This window comes from Spirosoma profusum, from assembly GCF_014699005.1.
GTDB lineage: Bacteria > Bacteroidota > Bacteroidia > Cytophagales > Spirosomataceae > Spirosoma > Spirosoma profusum.
On record NZ_JACWZY010000008.1, the window covers coordinates 272,015 to 289,871 of the forward strand.

The 17,857-nt window shown below is 48.5% G+C and carries 13 protein-coding genes and 1 tRNA gene; 6 read left to right on the plus strand and 8 right to left on the minus strand.

What is annotated here, in order from left to right; all coding sequences use genetic code 11:
- Positions 1 to 118 precede the first annotated feature (118 nt).
- The 5 genes from IC229_RS12555 to IC229_RS12575 form a co-directional block, all read right to left on the minus strand.
- Positions 119 to 1,408, minus strand: coding sequence for a DUF5690 family protein (locus IC229_RS12555; protein WP_190887325.1), 1,290 nt, complete (start codon positions 1,406 to 1,408; stop codon positions 119 to 121).
- A gap of 95 nt (positions 1,409 to 1,503) precedes the next feature.
- Positions 1,504 to 2,046 carry a phosphonate degradation HD-domain oxygenase gene (locus tag IC229_RS12560; RefSeq protein WP_190887326.1) on the minus strand — a complete coding sequence of 181 codons (543 nt, stop codon included), beginning with the start codon at positions 2,044 to 2,046 and terminating at the stop codon, positions 1,504 to 1,506.
- Between the two features lie 5 nt (positions 2,047 to 2,051).
- Positions 2,052 to 2,972, minus strand: a complete 921-nt coding sequence (locus tag IC229_RS12565; protein ID WP_190887327.1) for a metallophosphoesterase family protein — start codon at positions 2,970 to 2,972, stop codon at positions 2,052 to 2,054.
- 99 nt (positions 2,973 to 3,071) lie between these two features.
- Positions 3,072 to 4,634 carry a SusD/RagB family nutrient-binding outer membrane lipoprotein gene (locus tag IC229_RS12570; RefSeq protein WP_190887328.1) on the minus strand — a complete coding sequence of 521 codons (1,563 nt, stop codon included), beginning with the start codon at positions 4,632 to 4,634 and terminating at the stop codon, positions 3,072 to 3,074.
- A gap of 87 nt (positions 4,635 to 4,721) precedes the next feature.
- The gene (locus IC229_RS12575; RefSeq protein WP_190887329.1) at positions 4,722 to 7,982 is read right to left on the minus strand and encodes a SusC/RagA family TonB-linked outer membrane protein; all 3,261 of its coding nucleotides are present in this window, start codon (positions 7,980 to 7,982) and stop codon (positions 4,722 to 4,724) included.
- A gap of 358 nt (positions 7,983 to 8,340) precedes the next feature.
- On the opposite strand from IC229_RS12575, the gene IC229_RS12580 reads away from it, so the two are divergent.
- Positions 8,341 to 9,699 (plus strand): serine hydrolase, encoded by a 1,359-nt coding sequence (locus tag IC229_RS12580; protein WP_262893388.1) that lies wholly within the window; start codon positions 8,341 to 8,343, stop codon positions 9,697 to 9,699.
- Positions 9,700 to 9,904: 205 nt separating this feature from the next.
- On the opposite strand, the gene IC229_RS12585 is transcribed toward IC229_RS12580, so the two are convergent.
- From IC229_RS12585 to IC229_RS12595, 3 genes are all read right to left on the minus strand, one after another.
- Positions 9,905 to 11,050 carry a TIGR03364 family FAD-dependent oxidoreductase gene (locus IC229_RS12585; protein ID WP_190887331.1) on the minus strand — a complete coding sequence of 382 codons (1,146 nt, stop codon included), beginning with the start codon at positions 11,048 to 11,050 and terminating at the stop codon, positions 9,905 to 9,907.
- 87 nt (positions 11,051 to 11,137) lie between these two features.
- Positions 11,138 to 11,881 (minus strand): HAD family hydrolase, encoded by a 744-nt coding sequence (locus IC229_RS12590; protein WP_190887332.1) that lies wholly within the window; start codon positions 11,879 to 11,881, stop codon positions 11,138 to 11,140.
- A 148-nt stretch (positions 11,882 to 12,029) separates the two neighbouring features.
- Entirely contained in the window at positions 12,030 to 13,508 is a 1,479-nt protein-coding gene (locus tag IC229_RS12595) for a nicotinate phosphoribosyltransferase (protein WP_190887333.1), read from the minus strand.
- A gap of 153 nt (positions 13,509 to 13,661) precedes the next feature.
- Here IC229_RS12595 and rpoN point away from each other — a divergent pair, with 153 nt between their 5' ends.
- The 5 genes from rpoN (at position 13,662) to IC229_RS12620 (ending at position 17,586) form a co-directional block, all read left to right on the plus strand.
- Positions 13,662 to 15,107 carry an RNA polymerase factor sigma-54 gene (rpoN, locus tag IC229_RS12600; protein WP_190887334.1) on the plus strand — a complete coding sequence of 482 codons (1,446 nt, stop codon included), beginning with the start codon at positions 13,662 to 13,664 and terminating at the stop codon, positions 15,105 to 15,107.
- Positions 15,108 to 15,215: 108 nt separating this feature from the next.
- A complete protein-coding gene (locus IC229_RS12605) occupies positions 15,216 to 15,854 on the plus strand; it encodes a hypothetical protein (RefSeq protein ID WP_449451357.1) in 639 nt (212 codons plus the stop codon).
- Between the two features lie 114 nt (positions 15,855 to 15,968).
- Positions 15,969 to 16,766: an enoyl-CoA hydratase/isomerase family protein gene (locus IC229_RS12610; protein WP_190887335.1), complete on the plus strand. Its 798-nt coding sequence runs from the start codon at positions 15,969 to 15,971 to the stop codon at positions 16,764 to 16,766.
- Between the two features lie 65 nt (positions 16,767 to 16,831).
- Positions 16,832 to 16,905: transfer RNA gene (locus IC229_RS12615), tRNA-Arg, on the plus strand.
- 96 nt (positions 16,906 to 17,001) lie between these two features.
- Positions 17,002 to 17,586: a hypothetical protein gene (locus IC229_RS12620; protein WP_190887336.1), complete on the plus strand. Its 585-nt coding sequence runs from the start codon at positions 17,002 to 17,004 to the stop codon at positions 17,584 to 17,586.
- Positions 17,587 to 17,857: the final 271 nt, after the last annotated feature.

Sequence of the window (17,857 nt, forward strand, 5' to 3'; positions counted from 1 at the left end):
TCGCTACTTTGTTATTGTAGGTAACTCGATGCGAGTATAAACAGTTAGATAAAAGCAAGCTCTAACGTGCTAGTCAACTGGCACTAAACCAACAATTTCGTATTCATACACTAAGAGCCTAAATGCCTTCATAGGCGGATTGCGGAGCGTGCGATTTGGCAGAAAAACGCCCTTTGAAATACAGAAAGGAAGCAGCCACCAACACAATGTAGAGAATAGCCAACGTATACGCGCCGTAAATAAAAAACTCCCGGTAACTGATGTTTGCGTGACCGAAGTTTTTATAAAGCAGTACGCCTACGCTGCCAAGATAGCCATACCAGTCGGCTAACGTAACGATAAATCCCACCGTGCTAACGTAGCGAAACGACGCAATCAATCGCTCGAAATAGAGTCCATTGCAGGGCACGTAGGCCATATAAAGTCCCAAGCCGGTGAGCAGAAACCAGTTGCCGGGTGAGAGTGAACCAATTGTATAGGCATACGTACTAAGCCCAACCAATGCACCACCAGCCAGCATCAGTACGTTCAGTAGTGTAAAGGCACGAAAATTATCTGTAACTCGCTGAAGTAAAGCCATAACCACCAGAATACCGAACGCCACCATCGTTTCGGTTTTGGCGAAAATACCAGCGTTTTCGACACCTGCATCCTTTAGAATTTCAGGGCCGAAATTGTCGCGAAAATCGCGGAATGCGGAGAGCAGTACGTAAGATAAAATCAGGAGAATCAGGCCGGGACGAAAGTTTTGTACGAACGCCCTACGTTCGTCGGCATTCATCGGTTTGCGCGTGGTACGTAGTGCCTGGTCTTCGTCGGTTGGCGGAGGTAACAGCGTCAGGCCGTAAATGGAAATGAGCATCGGAATAATGAACAGGCTGCCCGTTACGAAGGGGAGCCAGAACTCCGATATACCCCACGCGCTTTTGATGGTCAACGCCACCGTTTTCACGAATCCCGACGCAAAAATGAACGACGCGGTCAGGCCAGCCACCAGCGCATCGGTTTGCCGACGGCCTTCCAGAAATCTCAGCATAGTGCCATAAATCAGGCCGAGGGGCAGGCCATTCAGAAACAGAAACACGATGTTCCAGGGGGCAGGCACCAGCGCAAAACAAAGCAGCGCCAGCAGCGCAATGGCCACATAAATCAGAATATTGATTGCACGTTTTGCGGGCGACATTTCCGAAACCACTTTCACACCGATACCCTTCGAGACGGCATAGCCAAACACCTGCGCCGTCACCAGCCAGATTTTATAGCTTACTCCGGCAAACGTCATACCTTCGAACGTAACGGCGGTGATACCCCGTCTGAAGGCGTACATACAGGCATATGTACAAAAGGCCACAACGGCCCCGTAAATGACGAACGTAGTAGGGTTACGGAGAAAAGCGGGTGAACGCATAGTTTATTGAAAAGGCTTCGGAACGGCAGAAGCATGACAAAATAGTAAATAATGGCCAGCTCACCAACGCTACGTTCCCCAAACTGGGTAATAGTCTAATAACCAGCGCTCCGCCGACAGATAGCCATGTAGTACTCCATGTCGGGTGTGGGTAATTGGGGAATTTTAGCCTGCTCGTCCCAGGTACGTAGCAGTAAAATTCCTTTAAAATAAGGATTTGTTTCGAAAGCTGCGGCCTCCCCTGCCGTCATCGGACCGCCCTGAAATTCGAGGGTTTTCAAACTAGCTTCCGACAATCGGGCAAAGTAATTCGGATTCTTGAAAACCAGATACCGCTTGGCATTGACGTGGTTTTCAATCAATTGCGCCACTTTTTCCGAGAATCCACGTTCACGCAGGTAGTCGGCACCCAGTTTTTCATGGTCTACCGTACCGTAACCATCCATATAATCACCGGCCAGTTCGGGTGGCAACAGGTGCCCAATGTCGTGCAGAAATGCAGCCGCAATGGTATCATCGTCAGCACCCGACTGCTCCGCCAGAAGAGCACATTGCAGGGCGTGTTCAAGCTGCGTAATGGGTTCACCAAAGTACTCATCCTGACCACTTTGCGCGAATAAATTTCGAATAGATTCCATGCGAGTTAGCTGTATTGCAGATAGGTACGTTCTACGGTGCCGTCATCGTAAAGATCAAAAAGCGCATAGCCCGCTTTGGTTTGCTGAAACGTATCGGCTTTCCACCAGTTTCCGCATACGGCGCCATTGCAGAGATACGTAACACCATTATAATCAACCCGATCCAGTAAATGCATATGGCCGCTCAGGGCTGCTTTTACGTTCGGATACTGATAAAACAGCTTCAGCAATTCCGGTGTATTCGACAAAACGACCGCGCCTGAAATAGACCAGTTACCATTTTCCACATTCTGCTCGTTGAAGAAACTGGTAGGGCTAAAAATAGGAATATGCGACAGAATCAGTACGGGCGTTTTCGAATCAGTTTTTGCCAGATCGCCTTTCAGCCACTCCATTTGTTCCGGGTCAATAAAACCAGTGTACCACTTGTTTTCTGGGGTAAGTTGCACGCTGTCGAGGATGATAAAATGCCAGCCGTTCCGATCAAAACTTCGGTAACGATTGCCGATTTTCATCAGGTCAACGGCCCATTTCTTACCATACATCGGGTCGCTTTTAGCCTGTTCGTACCCCCAGATATCGTGATTTCCAATGCAGTATTCAATGGGCAACGAATTCTCGGCTTTTGCTACCGTATGCCAGGCGTCCCACTGTTTCTGAACTTCAGCCCGGTCTACCTTCAACGCATCCATAATCACATCGCCACCATGCAGAATAAACGACGGCTTATCGGCTTGACTCTGCACCTGATGAAAGCATTTGGCGACGCCTTGCATCGGCGTGGTATCGGGTGTGATGTGCGTATCGCCCATATAGGCAAAACGTAACGAGCGTTTGCGAGCGGCCACAACCGACGCTGGCTGGGTCAGCGATTCGGGCAAGAAAGGAAGCAGCGAAGCTGATTTGAGGAGGGTCCTACGGTTCATAAAGCTTGATGAGTGATAAATGATGAACGATGAGTGACGAACAAAGGTAGCTTGATAATTAAACCGTTCATCACTCATCGCTCATCACTTGTCGCTAATTTACTTCAGCAACCACATTGTGTCGTTAATATCGTCTTTCCCAGCATATTGGCTCTGGATCGACGTAGCGTAATTCGTGGTATTGTACGAACGTTCGGAAGTTGGGTACTGCCACCGTTTCGGGATGCGCTGGCTGTTACCCGTTCCAGGACCAATCAGGAAGGTAGGCACACCTGTACGGCGCTGATTATAAAATGCTTCCAGCCCTGAATTCTGAAAAAATGCCAGGTATTTCTGGGTCAGAATCTGCGTCAGACCAGCAGCCGAATTGCCCGCGTATTTAACGGCTGGCTGGGCGTAATACGTGGCAAAATTAACCGCAACCTGATACGTAGTAAAATTTCGATAACCGCCATCCGCCGAGAAAAATACATCATTGTTACCATCCTTCAGGCCATAAAACGACCACGACTCCTGAATACCTTTCTGGTAATACGTCTCGGCATTGCCGCTAGCCCAGCCCCGGTTGATACCTTCTGCAATATTAAATTGTAGTTCGGGGTAGCCGATGATGATATACGGTTCAGCGGTATACGTACTATAATAGCGTTTCCGGTTCTGGAACGAATAATCACCTTTATTCGCTTTCGACGACATATCGGCCAAATCCTCTCCCGACGACGCTCCCACGAAAGCCGCAAAATCGGTTGGTTTAACACCAGCGGCCAGTTTAGTGGCTGCTGGCTCGGCTACCACAAACGTACGCGGGTCTTTCAGTGAAGTCAACGTACCGAGATACGTAGCGGCCATGTTTTCGCGCGTAGCGTTCTGTCCAAAATTATCCGGATTGCGCGGGTATTTGTTGAACGTACTGTTATAAACGTACTGGAGGTTATCATCGGAACTGGCCATTACCGGAAACTTCGTCGGGTTGCTCAACACTTCCGCGAAACGCTGTTTTACGTTCAGGTCCGTGTCTGTTTCTTTTTTACTCAAGCTAATCAAAACGCGCAGTTTATACGTATTCACAGCTTTCTGCCACTTACTCAAGCTGTTGCTAAAATAAATATCGCCCTGCTGGTTGTTATCATTTTTGGCAATCAGTGCCGCCAGGTCGGTGTTGGCCTCATCGAGCCATTTCAGGGCCTGTACATATACGTCTTTTTGTGTGTTGTATGTCGGTGTCAGATTGCTTTGTCCTTTGAGCGCGTCATTCAGCGGAATATCGCCTACACGCTGGCTCATGTTCACGAAATAATACGCCCGAAAAAACTTGCCCAGCGCCGAATAGGCGTTCACATCGGGTAAACCAGTCCGTTTGGCCTCCTCCTCCATTTTCACTACGTTCTTCAGCGTAGTATACTGAAAACCAGTAGTAGTCCAGGTATATTCGTTGGTCGCGTAGTAGTTGTAATTACTGGCGTAGAACTGATTCCAACGTTGTTCCGGTCCCCAGCCACCGCTACCAGCAGATGAATAAAGGTCGTTCAATATCCCGTTGAAAACCAGTGATGGAGTGGCATTAGTTGGCCGGTTGGGGTCTTTTTCGAGCTCTTCGAACGACTGCTCACAACTCGCCAGCGCGAGCGCGAAAAAGGGAAGAATGAATTTATAAAGTTTCATAGTTGTAAAGTCATTAGTCGACAGTCATCAGTCGCTAGTCATCAGAGTTTTTTACTGACGCTAGCGGCTAATGACTATCAACTCGTTTTAGAATGTCAGATTCAGGTTAATACCATACCGGCGCGTGGTCGGTGTTTGCAGATCAGACGTACCACCGGTTACAAACTGGTCGAGGTCGAGGTCGTTACGTTCGGCGAAATAGAGCAGGTTGCGTCCCACCACCGACACCGTTGCCTGTCGTACGCCAACGCGATTCAGGAACGTATTGGGCAAGGTATACCCGATAACCACTTCGCGTAGTTTGGCATAGCTCCGACTGATTAGGAACGCTTCCGTTTGACCGTACACCCGCGCTACGTAATCCTGCGCAAAGGTTTTCGTGGTATTCGGTACGTATTTCAACTCGCCGTAATTCACTACGTTGCCTACTGGGTCGTAGTTAATGGTGCCGCTGCTGAGTTGCACGCCTTCGCCCAGATACGCTTTCACGCCCAGTACATCCTGTTTACGAGCTTCGCCAAGAGCGCCCTGCGCCGTTTCGAGGTTACGACCGCCCTGATACGTCTTCTGCTTAATGTAATCGCCGATTACACCGCCAACCCGGCCATCGAACTGGAAGCTGAAATTCCAGTTTTTGTAGGCAAAACGGTTGTTGATGCCCCACACGAATTTTGGATTGACATAACCCAGAAACTGCGACACCGGATTGACGATGGGCCGGCCACCAGCATCGTTGATAAGTTGTCCATCCGGCGTGCGTACAAACGCGCCAGAATAGTAGCCGTCCGTCCGGTCGCCGGCTGTGATGAAGCGACTGGAACTGCTTCCACCGACGAAGAAATTCGACGCCAACGTATTGATATTCCCCTCAGGATAAACCTCTTTTAGCTTCTCGGTATAAGTCGAATAGTTGGCTACTACGTCCCAGCTCAGACCACTCGTAGTACGTAGCGCTTTGCCCGTTACCGACACCTCTACCCCACTCTTCTGTGTTCGGATACCATTGACCAGACGTTCAGTATAACCCGTTGTTTCAGAGGTAGGTAATTTGAAAATCCGAGGACCATCATTGCTCACAAAATAAGCCGCATCAAGTGCAATCCGGTTATTCAGGAAACGAGCGTCCAGACCAACTTCAATCTGCGATGTTGAATTCGGTTTCAGGTTCGGGTTGTTCAGCGAGTTGGTATAATACGCAGCAGGACGATTATTATACGCCAGCGGCACCGAATACACAGCTGCGTTCTCATACGTAGGACCGCCATAAGAAGAAGCGTAGTTATCACCATATCCAAGCGGGAACGACAGCCCCGGTGTTGAGCCAATTGTCGCGGCCGTCAGACCGTCTTTCACGTTGGCATACGACGCCCGCAGTTTCAGGAACGACACTACGTCCGGTAGCTTGATGTAATCCGAAACCACCGTACTCAGCGCCACCGACGGATAGAAGTACGTATTGTTACCTTTGGGCAAGGTCGAAAGTTTATCGACACGGCCCGTGGTGGATAACGTAGCAAGGTTGCGGAACGTAAAATCAGCTGAGTAATAAGCCGATAGCACTCGCATGTTGGCTGTGTAGTTGGTCGCCATAACCGGATTTGAGGAGTTCGCGAAGTTGTACACGCCCGGTACGTTCAGGTAGTTGGTGCTGGCGAAATCAGAATTGTAGTTCAGTACGCGCAACTCTCCACCAGCCAGCGCACTGATAGCCAGATCAGGTGTTACGTTCTTGTTATACTGAAGCAGCACCTGGTTGATGTTGTCCGACAGATTCCGGCGGTCTTCGCGGTAATCGCCCCGCGCTTCTTCCCGTCCATACACCGTCATCGAGTACGGGAATTTCTCGGTACGTAGCAGATTCCAGCTTGTCAATTGTGTCTTTCCGGTCAATTGCAGACCATCGGCAATCTGGTAACGTAGTGAGGTATAGCCATATAGGTCGTTTTTATAGTGACCACGTAACCAGTATTCGGCCATGAACCAGGGATTGTTGTAGCGTTGATATTCGGCGTAAATCTGCTGCGTACCTTCTTTGCCCGGTTGCCAGATTTGTTTCATATCATCTACGTTCCAGTCGGCCCCGCCCCAGATTGCCATGTTGTAAATCAGCGAGTTTGGGCCGTAGTTAACGTCGGGAAAATTAGGCGTAGCCTGGCGACTGTAGTTGATATTCGACTCAAACCGAAGTTTGGGTGAGAAGTTGTAGCCCAGCGACGTATTGAAGTTGGTGATATTCAACTTCGAATTCGGAACCAAACCGCGCTGGTAGTTGTGCGACAGTGAAAACCGCAAATCATGCTTCTCACCCGACGACGAAACGGCGATATTATTGGTCGACAAAATACCCGTCTGGATGAACCGTTTCAGATTGTCTTTTCCGCGAGCCGTCCAGGGTGTTGGTGTGCGTTTGCCCGTAGCCGGGTCAATCGGGCTGTCATATTGCGGTAACAAACGACCGTCTAGCGGTGGCCCCCAGATGTCGTAATCACCATCGTTTTTACCGTTGCCTTTACCATCCACGAACTCATAAACACCGTGATCGCCAGGGCCGTATTCATCCTGTAGTTTCGGAATAGCAATGAATCCCTGATCAAACTGCTGGCTGGTGTTCACTTCGACCGAGAAGCCGCGTTTGTCTTTCGAACCGCGTTTGGTCGTAATCAGAATCGCGCCGTTTTTTCCCCGGAAGCCATACAACGCCGACGCCGACGCGCCTTTCAGTACGGTATAGGTTTCAATATCGTCGTTGCTGATGTTCCAGGTATCGGAGTTGATGGGTACACCATCGACCACAAACAAGACGTCGGTGTTGCCACGTAGCGAAATCGTCGGGCGACGTAGCAGTTCGGCGGAAGGACCAATTGTCAAACCAGCTACTTTACCCACCAGCGAGTTAATTGGGTTGGGTTCACGCGCTTTCACCAGCGACAGTCCATCTACCGTCTGAATGGCCACGCCCGTATTTCTGACGTCTTTTTTAATCCCAAGCGCAGTCACAACTACCTCGTTCAACGCTTTAGGGCTTCCTACCAACGTAACGTCAATGGTGCTGCGACTACCAATGCTAATTTCCTGGGTTTCATAGCCGATAAAAGAAAATGTCAGTACGTTATTGGCCGTTGTGTTGATCGAATACGTACCATCAGCGCGCGACGTAGTACCGGCGGTGGTGCCTTTTACGACAATCGATACGCCGGGCAGTGGCTGATTATCATCGCCAGAAAGAACGCGCCCAGTGATTGACTGAGCCAGTGCCGACAGGCACGATAGAAGGCTAAACAGAATGACTACCAGCCATCGACGTAGTGCGCGAATAGGTGGTAATGTAGCACGTAGCGTATGCTTCATACAATTGCAGGTTAGTATGCGAAATGGAGTTTCTGCAAAAGTATGGCCTCTCTACAACTGGATACTCATGATGATTATCAAGGCTTTATGAATTCATTTTGAAAAACTTCATAAAATCTTAACCCAATGTAAATCCGGGATTGGTTCTAAATCACCTCACTAATTTTTCTGATTGTTTGTAACCCAACTTCGAAATTGAAGTTTCCAGCGAAACCAAAATCGTATGGGTCGCAACAAATATCAAGTATGGACTGGGCTAGCAATCTGCTTTTATCTTATAACCTGTTTATATTCCTTCGGCCAGCCTAAACCGAGCAATGAAACCACGTTCCAATCGTCTAAAGAGATCGATGCGTTTTTGCAAAAACAGATAAAGGAACGTAGGATTACGGGCCTTCAGGTGGCGGTGGTTCAGCATGGAAAGCTGGTGCTGTCGAAGTCCTATGGCACCGCAAATGTGCAAGATGCGGTGCCTGTTACAAATCGAAGTATTTTCCCAATCAATTCCTGTACAAAGGCGTTTACAGGCGTGGCCATTATGCAGCTCGTGGAAGAAGGGAAAGTAGACCTTTCGGCCCCGGTTTCCCGGTATCTGGATGGTCTTCCTCAAGCCTGGCAACCCGTCACGATCCGGCAATTGCTGACCCACGTTTCGGGCTTACCTGATATCAACCGGCTTTTAAATCCGGGTACGTACGGACTTCAGGGCGTTGGTACGGAAGAAGCTACGTTTGCTAAAATTCAGGCATTTCCGATGGATTTTGCGACGGGAACGCAGTTTAGCTACAATCAAACCAACTACCTCCTACTCGGCAAAATCATCGATAAACTTCAGGGAAAACCGTTTGCTCAGGTCTTTCAGGAAAAACAGTTCGACGTAGCAGGGATGCCCGGCACCGGCTTTGGCGATTCGCGCGATATCATTCCGGGGATGGTGCAATCGTACCGCTACGTAACGAACCTCGACGGCAAACCGCTTGGCAAAGAAAAACTGATTATCAATTACGCCGAGTTTCCGCCCATGCGTCGGACGGCTTCGGGTATGAACAGTACGGCGGAGGATATGGCCCGTTGGATCATAGCGTTGCAGCAGGGCAAATTGTTAATAAAGAAAGAAACACTTAAAACGCTCTGGACAACAGGGACTTACAATGATGGAAAGCCAACGCAATGGGCGCTTGGCTGGGTATTGAAGCCACGACCAGTTCATGACGCTATGGTGATCACAGGTGGTGGTCGTTCGGCCATGTTTGTGTATCCAAACGACGATCTGGCCATTGTGGCACTCACCAATATTGCCGGTTCCTATCCTGAAGAATTTGTCGATGAACTGGCCGGTTTCTTTAATCCATCGATTCCGGCATCCGACCCCATTACAGCGTTAAGAATGCAACTGGAGAAGCGCGGTTTCGACCAGGCGCCGACCATCTTTACCGATCTAAAACGGACGAATCCAGCTTTTCAGCCAACGGAAAATGACCTGAACGACTGGGGTTACCGGCTGATGAATGGGCAGGAAAAACCGAAGGAAGCGCTGGAAGTCTTCAAGTTAGTTGTTAAACAGTATCCCGACAGTTGGAATGCGTATGACAGTCTGGGCGACGCACTGTTAAGGAATGGCGAGAAAGCCCAGGCGATTAGCATGTACCAGAAATCAGTCGCGCTAAACCCTGATAACCATGACGGTAAGAAAGTATTAGAGCGAATTATGAAATAATAGAGAATTCATAGAAAAGCTGTTTTTGTCATGCTGAGGCACGAAGCATCTTAATGTTTCATTATTCATAAGTAAGGGAGATTTAAGAGTAAGGGAGATTTAAGATGCTTCGTGCCTCAGCATGACAAAACAGGCTGTTACTTCATTGGGTACTCATGAGCAGAGCTTTTCGAAACGATACGTTGTTATGGATGACGTAACGCAATTACCCCACTACGTTCATCCATTCTCGTAGGCTCTGTTCGGCGTAACCAGCGCCCGAACTCATGCCTTTTCCACCGATGCCTGTAACGATACGTATGTTTTCGTCTACGTCGTGTTCAAAAATTTCGGCTTTGGTCTGGCTATAAAAACCGGCCCATGTTTTTTTCGTCACCAACGGGAACGTAACGATACGTCGGGCTTCAGCCAGCATCAGGTCGTTGATGAAATCCTGCGTGTAGAATCCTAAATCTTCGGCCTGCGTAGCGTTGGCGTATTCGTGTGAATCACCCAGGATAATGGAGCCGTCGGTGGCTTGTTTGAACAAAATATGGATACCCCATTTCTGGAGTTCACTGTATTGGCTGGGCGACTGAATAGAGCTATACGATGGGCAATTCTGGAATGCTTCGTACCGCCGGATGGTCAGGCCGGTCAGAATATTACCCGGCAGGTTCAGCCCGGGCACTGGTGCCATCAGGAGCATTTGTAATTTACTCACAATCAACCCTGCCTCGGCCAGTACGTCGGGAAACAACAACCGAACTTCATGACCACTGCAAATCAGTATACGCCCAGCCTGATATCGCTGCCGGTTTGCCAGTGTCAGAATGGCGCCGGAATAATTCGACTGCACATCAATTACGGCTGCACCCGACTGATACTCAACGTTGTACTTTTTCTGGATATAAGTAATCAGCCGGTAAATCATCTGGTCTGGCTCTACGCTCATTTCGCTGGGAAAGAACAAACCACCCACCGGATAATTAGATTGCAAAGTCGGGTATTTTACCAGGCATTGTTTTTTGTTGAGCAGCTCGCAGGAATAATTTAATTGCTGGTAGTGGTCGTACAACTCGTTGGCGAGCGTCCATTCGTCGGCATCCGATGCTACGTAGACAGTACCGTTTTGGCGTACACTTAAGTCGGTTTCCTGCTGAATGCTTCGGTAAATTTCCAGACTCCGGCGTCCGTAATCGAACCAGCGTCCAGCCAGCCCCGACGGTACCACCTGCCCAAAATTCCGAACGGTAGCCCCTACCGGAAAACGGTCTTTTTCGAGCAGCAAAACCCGCAAACCCGCTTTAGCTGCGTGATACGCATGGAACGTACCGAGTGCTCCAGCACCAACAACAATCAAATCGTACATAGCTGGTTAATAAATAATGTAAAATGGATAATGAATAACTAATTCCAGGATTAAGAGGCTCACCATAAACCCATTATACATTTTCCATCATGCATTATTCATCTCAAAAGACTGACGGCTCTCGACTAGATCCGGCAATTCCCGCAGGGAGCCAATTAGTTTATCATGGGGGTAATCTTCCAGTTGTTCGCGGGTGTGCGTACCGTTAGTAACGCCCAGATTTAGCCCCACGCCAGCCGCCCGACCTGATAGCAAATCAGAAGGCGTGTCGCCGATGTTTACTATTACTTTGGGATCAGAAACGCCAAGCAGTTTCATGGCGCGCTCAATCATGTGCGGATACGGACGTCCGCGCTCCACTTCGTCGCTGGCAATCGACAACTGAATCAGGCTGTTTGGGCCACCGATACGTTGGTCGTTAAGGTCATTTAGCCAACCCAGTTTTTCCAGAATGATATCGGTCACTACGCGGTAAAAACCTGTTGTCAGGGCAATTTGTATTCCCCGTTCGCGCAACCAGGCGAACGTATCGAGACACCCTTCGGTAGAGGTTGCTCCGTGTGTGCGGTAATGGTTTTCGAGTATTTCGCGGAACGTATCGTAAGACTTGTCGACGTTCTGAGTCACAAGAGAACTCTGCGCACCAAGTTGTTCCTGCCACAAGGTTTCGAAGACGTACCGTTTCGACAATCCCTGCATGGCCAGAATTCGCTCGTCCGTTACGGTCAAACCCGTTTCTCTGGCGGCTTCGGCAAAGCAACGTTCTACTTCGTGATGATCGGTTACGGTCGTACCAGCCATATCAAAAACTACCAGTTCCACGGATTTCATAGCTTACGAGTTTGTGCATTCATCCGGCAAAAAAACCAATAATCTCTGTACAGTCCTATTAAGCGTCTGTTAAATCAGCGCTCTTTGTCATAACCTGAGTAGCGCAAACAGGGACTTTTCGCGGTAGCCAACGTAGCAGAATTAAGGCTTACTCGCCCCGCAGTTTCAAAATAAGTTCGGTTTTCAGGTCGTTGAGATTCTTCTCAAGGCCGACTGGATACAGGTGTGGATTGACAAAGCGTTTCACACCGGGATGCAGATTTGCCAGTTGCTTTTGTACGCGGGTACGTACCGAATGAATATCCGGATTTTTATAAACCTGTTTACCATCCTCAAAAACAGTCACTAATAAGTCTTCGTGTGGTTGTCCCGCTTCAAAACGGCGACGTTTCGTAAAGTCCAGCGGGTCAATCATAACGGAGGGTTTATCGGCCGAGTGTCGGTCCAACCCATCCATTTCCTGATCGTAGATCATGTCGGAAATAAAACCACGTTCATTCTGAAACCGACGTACCTGCTGAATCCCTGGCGTCGAAATTTTGATAGCCTGCTCCGAAAGTTTCATTTTATAATCCCACGTTCCTTTTTCGTTACGTAGTGCTGCCAGTTTATACACACCGCCCAACGCCGGCTGATCGTAGGCCGTAACAAGTTTGGTACCCACACCCCAGATGTCGATACGTGCGCCCTGTTGCTTCAGGCTGCCGATAATAGTTTCATCTAAATCGTTGCTGGCGACTATGGCCGTATCCTGAAAACCAGCTTCGTCGAGCAGTTTGCGGGCTTCGATACTTAGATACGCCAAATCGCCGGAGTCGAGCCGTATACCAGCCAGCTTGTGCCCCTGTTCCTTCAGGCGGTTCCCCGTTTCAATAGCGTGTCGAACGCCCTGCAACGTATCATACGTATCGACCAATAGTGTTACGTTGTTGGGCAGTACGTTGGCATACGTATCAAAAGCCTGCTTTTCATCGTCAAACGACATCACCCAACTATGCGCGTGCGTACCGCGAACAGGAATATCGTAGAGTTTACCCGCCAGTACGTTCGACGTAGCATCGCAGCCGCCAATGTAAGCGGCACGACTGGCCGTCATCCCCCCATCGACACCCTGCGCCCGACGCAAACCGAATTCCAGTAACGTATCGGTCTCAGCCACCAGTCGCAATCGGGCCGCTTTAGTGGCAATCAGCGATTCGAAATTGATCAGGTTCAGCAAAGGCGTTTCCAGTAGCTGACATTGTAGAATGGGACCTCTTACCCGAATCAGCGGTTCGTTCGGAAAAACCACCGTGCCTTCTGGCATGGCGTCGATGGTGCAGGTCAGTTTGAGCTGGGCCAGATACTCAATAAATGCTTCTTCGAAGAGCGGTCTGCCATCGTTTCCGGTTAGTGTTCGGAGGTAGCGTAAATCTTTTTTTGAGAAGCCAAAATGGTTGATATACCCAATTACGTTGGCCAATCCACAGGCAATGGTGAAGCCTCCGCCGAAGGGGTTTTTCCGAAAATACAGGTTAAAAACGGCCTCTTTCTCAGCCGTTTCAGATTGCCAGTACCCGTATGCCATCGTTACCTGGTACAAGTCCGTCAGCAAACTTAGCGACGTATCATAAAGCTTGTTTGTCATGGGCGCGAAGGTACTATTTCGGCGGGGAACAGAAAATTTATAGGCCAAAAACAAAAAACTGATTATTTTGGTCTGATAATTGCGCAGGGCAAATTTGCCTATCACCAAATACTCGACGTAACGCGCACAACATCTACAGCTCACAGCACCACCATGCAGAAGTTAAGCCTTGCCCAATCCCTACAGCAGAAGCTATCTCCGCAGCAGATTCAGTTTATTAAACTGTTGCAGATCCCAACGGCTGAGTTAGATGCTCGTATTGAAGAAGAATTAGAAATTAATCCCGCCCTCGAAGAAGGCATGGATGAAGAATTTGACCAGAAAGACGATGATTCGTTCGATGAAGTCGATGATTATAAAGATAGCGACAACGATCTGGACATCGACAGCTATATTCAGGACGAAGACTATGCTGGTTACAAAATGCAGGGCGATGGGAATTACAACGACGAAGACCGCGAAATGCCGCTGGCTACCAGTTCGAGCCTGACGGATTCGCTGCTTCAACAGTTTGGCTATCTCAATCTGACCGAAACACAAGATACCATTGGGATGCAACTCATCGGCAGTATCGAAGCCGATGGCTACATCCGCCGACCACTTCAGGCCATTGTAAACGACCTTGCTTTCGGTCAGAACGTATTGACCGATACCGATGAAGTTGAGGAGGTATTGACCAAAATTCAGTCGTTCGATCCGCCGGGAATTGCCGCCCGTTCGTTGCAGGAATGCCTACTGCTGCAACTCCACCGCAAAGACCCGTCTGACCCATATAACCTCCTTGCCATTCGGATTATCGAAGACTTTTTCGATGAGTTTTCGAAAAAACACTACGACAAAATTCAGCGTCGCCTGAATATCAGCGATGATTCACTCAAGAAGGTAATCGACGTGATCATCAAGCTGAATCCCAAACCCGGTTCGGTAGAAAGCGAAGACGGCACCGCGCAATACCTGCTCCCCGATTTTATTCTGACCAACAACAACGGCAAACTCGAACTGTCGCTGAACGGCAAGAATGCCCCCGAACTACGTATCAGCCGCTCGTTTGCCGATATGCTCGATACGTATGACAAGAGCAGCAAGCAGAATAAAGCCCTGAAAGAAACGGTTTCGTTTGTGAAGCAGAAGCTGGACGCGGCCAAGTGGTTTATCGACGCCATCAAGCAACGCCAGCAAACCCTGCTAAAAACCATGAACGCGATTGTCCAGTTTCAGTATGATTTCTTCCTGACGGGCGACGAATCGAAGCTAAGGCCGATGATTCTGAAGGACATTGCTATGTTGATCGATATGGACGTATCGACCGTTTCACGGGTAGCCAGCAGCAAATCCGTGCAGACCGAATTCGGTTTATACCCGCTTAAATACTTCTTCTCCGAAGGTATCTCGACCGACACGGGTGAAGACGTTAGCAGCCGCGAAGTGAAAAACATTCTCCGCGATTTGATTGATGCTGAGCCAAAACTCAACCCCCTTTCGGACGACAAACTCGAAAAAATCCTGAACGATCGGGGCTACAACATCGCCCGACGTACCGTGGCCAAATACCGCGAGCAGCTCAACATTCCCGTAGCCCGGTTGCGGAAACAACTTTAATAAAGTGATGAATTATGAACGATTAGTGATGAGTGGCTTTGTACTATTAACTTTGTAGCATAAAATGCTCTGACGAAGCATTCATCACTTATCACTTATCGTTCATCGTTGACAAAGTCGTTTGCCAATTTCCTGTCGGTTGTTTTTCATCCGCTGCTGATGCCGACCTGGCTGTTCGGCCTACTGTTGTTTAAAACGCCCAGCGTTCTGAGCATGGATTCCATCCCTGGTACCGCGCGGCTGAGCCTGCTGGTACTGATTTTCATTGGTACGTTTGCCGTACCTTCCCTGCTGATTTATTACCTGTTCCGCAGCGGCTACGTTCGAAGTCTGCAACTCACTACGTTGGAAGATCGGCGTCTACCGTATTTCCTGACGGCTTTTGTCTATACAATTCTGGCATATTTATTTCGGTTCCAGATGCAAGGTGTATCGACGCTAGCTCCGGAAATTGGGATTCTTATCGCCAGTATCGCTGTTTCTATTCTGCTGGTTGGTTTTATTAGCCTGAGCTGGCAAATTAGTGCACACAGCGTAGGACTAAGCGGAGTAGTTGGTGTTATCGGTGGATTTATTCTTCGGTACAGCCTGACGGACTTATTTGGTACGCTGGTTTTGCTAATTATGGTAACAGGGCTGGTGGCGAGTGCCCGACTTAAACTCAACGCCCATACACTCAATCAGGTAGGCGCAGGCTTTGTATTAGGCCTGAGCGTCAGTCTTATTACCGTATACTGGCTCATTTAAAACTGATTCAGAGTTCAAAAAGAATCCCAAAAAGAGTGTTTTTGTCATTCCTCCTTCGACTCCGCGTCCCGGTCGGCATGACAAAAACGGCTCTTGGTAAAACCCTTTCCTTTTATGTTCGAAAATCTCCTTTATGAAACAAGCGACGGCGTTTGTCGGATTACGCTCAACCGCCCACAGGTATATAACGCACTCAGTGCTAGTCTCATTCGGGACATTACGGGAGCTGTTGAGGCTGCGGGAGCTGACAACCAGGTACGAGTGGTGCTGATTACAGGCTCGGGCGATAAAGCGTTTTCATCGGGAGCCGATCTAAAAGAAGGCTTTGCCCAGGCTGCTGCATCTGGTGGACAACTCGCGCTGGGCGAGTCGTTGCGGGCAACGTATCACCCCATGATTATGGCGATACGTCAGTTATCCAAGCCCGTAATCGGACGTATCAATGGTGTGGCTGCGGGAGCGGGTTGCTCACTGGCACTGGCCTGCGACGTAGTGATTTGCGCCGACGAAGCGTATTTCAGCCAGATTTTCGTAAACATTGGATTAATGCCCGATGCTGGTTCTACGTTCTTTCTGCCCCGGCTGGTGGGTCCGCAACGAGCGTTCGACTTGTGTAGTACTGGTCGACGCGTCTACGGTCCCGAAGCCGCCCAAATCGGTTTAGTTAGTCGTTCTGTGCCTTATAGTAATCTGGACGATACCGTCGAAGAAGTGGTACGTTACTACGTATCAGCACCCACACGAGCCATTGGCACTATGAAGCAAGTATTGAATCAATCGTTTTACGCTACCCTCGACCAGCAACTCGAGCAAGAGGCTGACAATCAGGACAAGCTAGGCCGTTCGGCGGATGCTGCCGAAGGAATTGGTGCTTTTCTAATGAAGCGTAAAGCAAATTTTTCCGGACAATAGGTTGACAGAGCCTTTTTTTCTCCCTAATTTTGCACTCCCAATCAACGGGAATGCCATAGCGCAATGCATTCGTAGCTCAATTGGATAGAGCACCTGACTACGGATCAGGAGGTTTGGGGTTCGAATCCCTACGAGTGCACTTGATTATCAGCCACTTACATCAAAATGTGAGTGGCTTTTTATTTGCATACGAATTTGCATACATGAGAATTTATTTGACAATCCATTTACACCAATGAAACAGGTTGAAAAACTCGATCTAGCTTTAAAATCTCTTTACGAAAAAACTGGTAAGAGTGGGGATATAGTAAAATTGTTAAGCGAGAAAGGAGTTGATGTAAACCTTGATGATGCACATATACTTGGTAGGCGGCTTGCTGATACTGGCTATGTAAAATTCGTTGCGACTAACACTGGTGCTTGGGTTGATATGAAAAGCGAAGGTATTGAGTTTGTTGAAGGAGACTCATTTACATATAGAGGCCAATCAATTATTACAAATAACTATCATAATGCTATTATTAATAGCCCTAACGCAAATCTGGTCAGCAAATCAAATCAGGTTAATATCACTCAAAATAGCAGTAACATTCAGCAGACTATTGAGCGGATCAGGGAAGCACTTGGTAGTGATAGCTCAGTAAATCCAGAAAAGAAACAGGAATTAGTAGAATGCCTGCAGGAAGTTGAGGATGGAGTAAAGGTTGGTAAAGCGCCTAAATATGCCTTTAAGGCTTTAACTGAATTAGCTTCCGACTTTTCTTCTGTTAGTGGATTTGTCATCCAGCTAGGTCAGTTACTGGGGTTGATTGCTCCTTAAGTTGATATATTCTGGACGTATTATAGGCGCCTACTATAATTGTCGCCTTGCAAGAGTTCTTTTTACGCCTTCGATTTTTTATTACCAACCTGGCATAAAGCATACAATATGTGGTAGATTATTTGATTACCATCAAAAGCAAATTTTACAAGGTAAATAGCCCTTATTTTGTGCATCGGTCACACTAACTCTAGTGTACGTCGTCAAGTAAAAGTGGACAGATGGGGGTGAAAAGAGAAGAGATGGTTTTAGCTACTTTGGACTCGCTGAA

What these genes read in the sequence shown, in the direction of transcription:
- IC229_RS12560 (WP_190887326.1), bottom strand. Translation starts at nt 2,046, where the DNA reads ATGGAATCTATTCGAAATTTATTCGCGCAAAGTGGTCAGGATGAGTAC.
- IC229_RS12595 (WP_190887333.1), bottom strand. Translation starts at nt 13,508, where the DNA reads ATGACAAACAAGCTTTATGATACGTCGCTAAGTTTGCTGACGGACTTG.
- IC229_RS12570 (WP_190887328.1), bottom strand. Translation starts at nt 4,634, where the DNA reads ATGAAACTTTATAAATTCATTCTTCCCTTTTTCGCGCTCGCGCTGGCG.
- IC229_RS12585 (WP_190887331.1), bottom strand. Translation starts at nt 11,050, where the DNA reads ATGTACGATTTGATTGTTGTTGGTGCTGGAGCACTCGGTACGTTCCAT.
- IC229_RS12620 (WP_190887336.1), top strand. Translation starts at nt 17,002, where the DNA reads ATGAAACAGGTTGAAAAACTCGATCTAGCTTTAAAATCTCTTTACGAA.
- rpoN (WP_190887334.1), top strand. Translation starts at nt 13,662, where the DNA reads ATGCAGAAGTTAAGCCTTGCCCAATCCCTACAGCAGAAGCTATCTCCG.
- IC229_RS12555 (WP_190887325.1), bottom strand. Translation starts at nt 1,408, where the DNA reads ATGCGTTCACCCGCTTTTCTCCGTAACCCTACTACGTTCGTCATTTAC.
- IC229_RS12610 (WP_190887335.1), top strand. Translation starts at nt 15,969, where the DNA reads ATGTTCGAAAATCTCCTTTATGAAACAAGCGACGGCGTTTGTCGGATT.
- IC229_RS12575 (WP_190887329.1), bottom strand. Translation starts at nt 7,982, where the DNA reads ATGAAGCATACGCTACGTGCTACATTACCACCTATTCGCGCACTACGT.
- IC229_RS12565 (WP_190887327.1), bottom strand. Translation starts at nt 2,972, where the DNA reads ATGAACCGTAGGACCCTCCTCAAATCAGCTTCGCTGCTTCCTTTCTTG.
- IC229_RS12590 (WP_190887332.1), bottom strand. Translation starts at nt 11,881, where the DNA reads ATGAAATCCGTGGAACTGGTAGTTTTTGATATGGCTGGTACGACCGTA.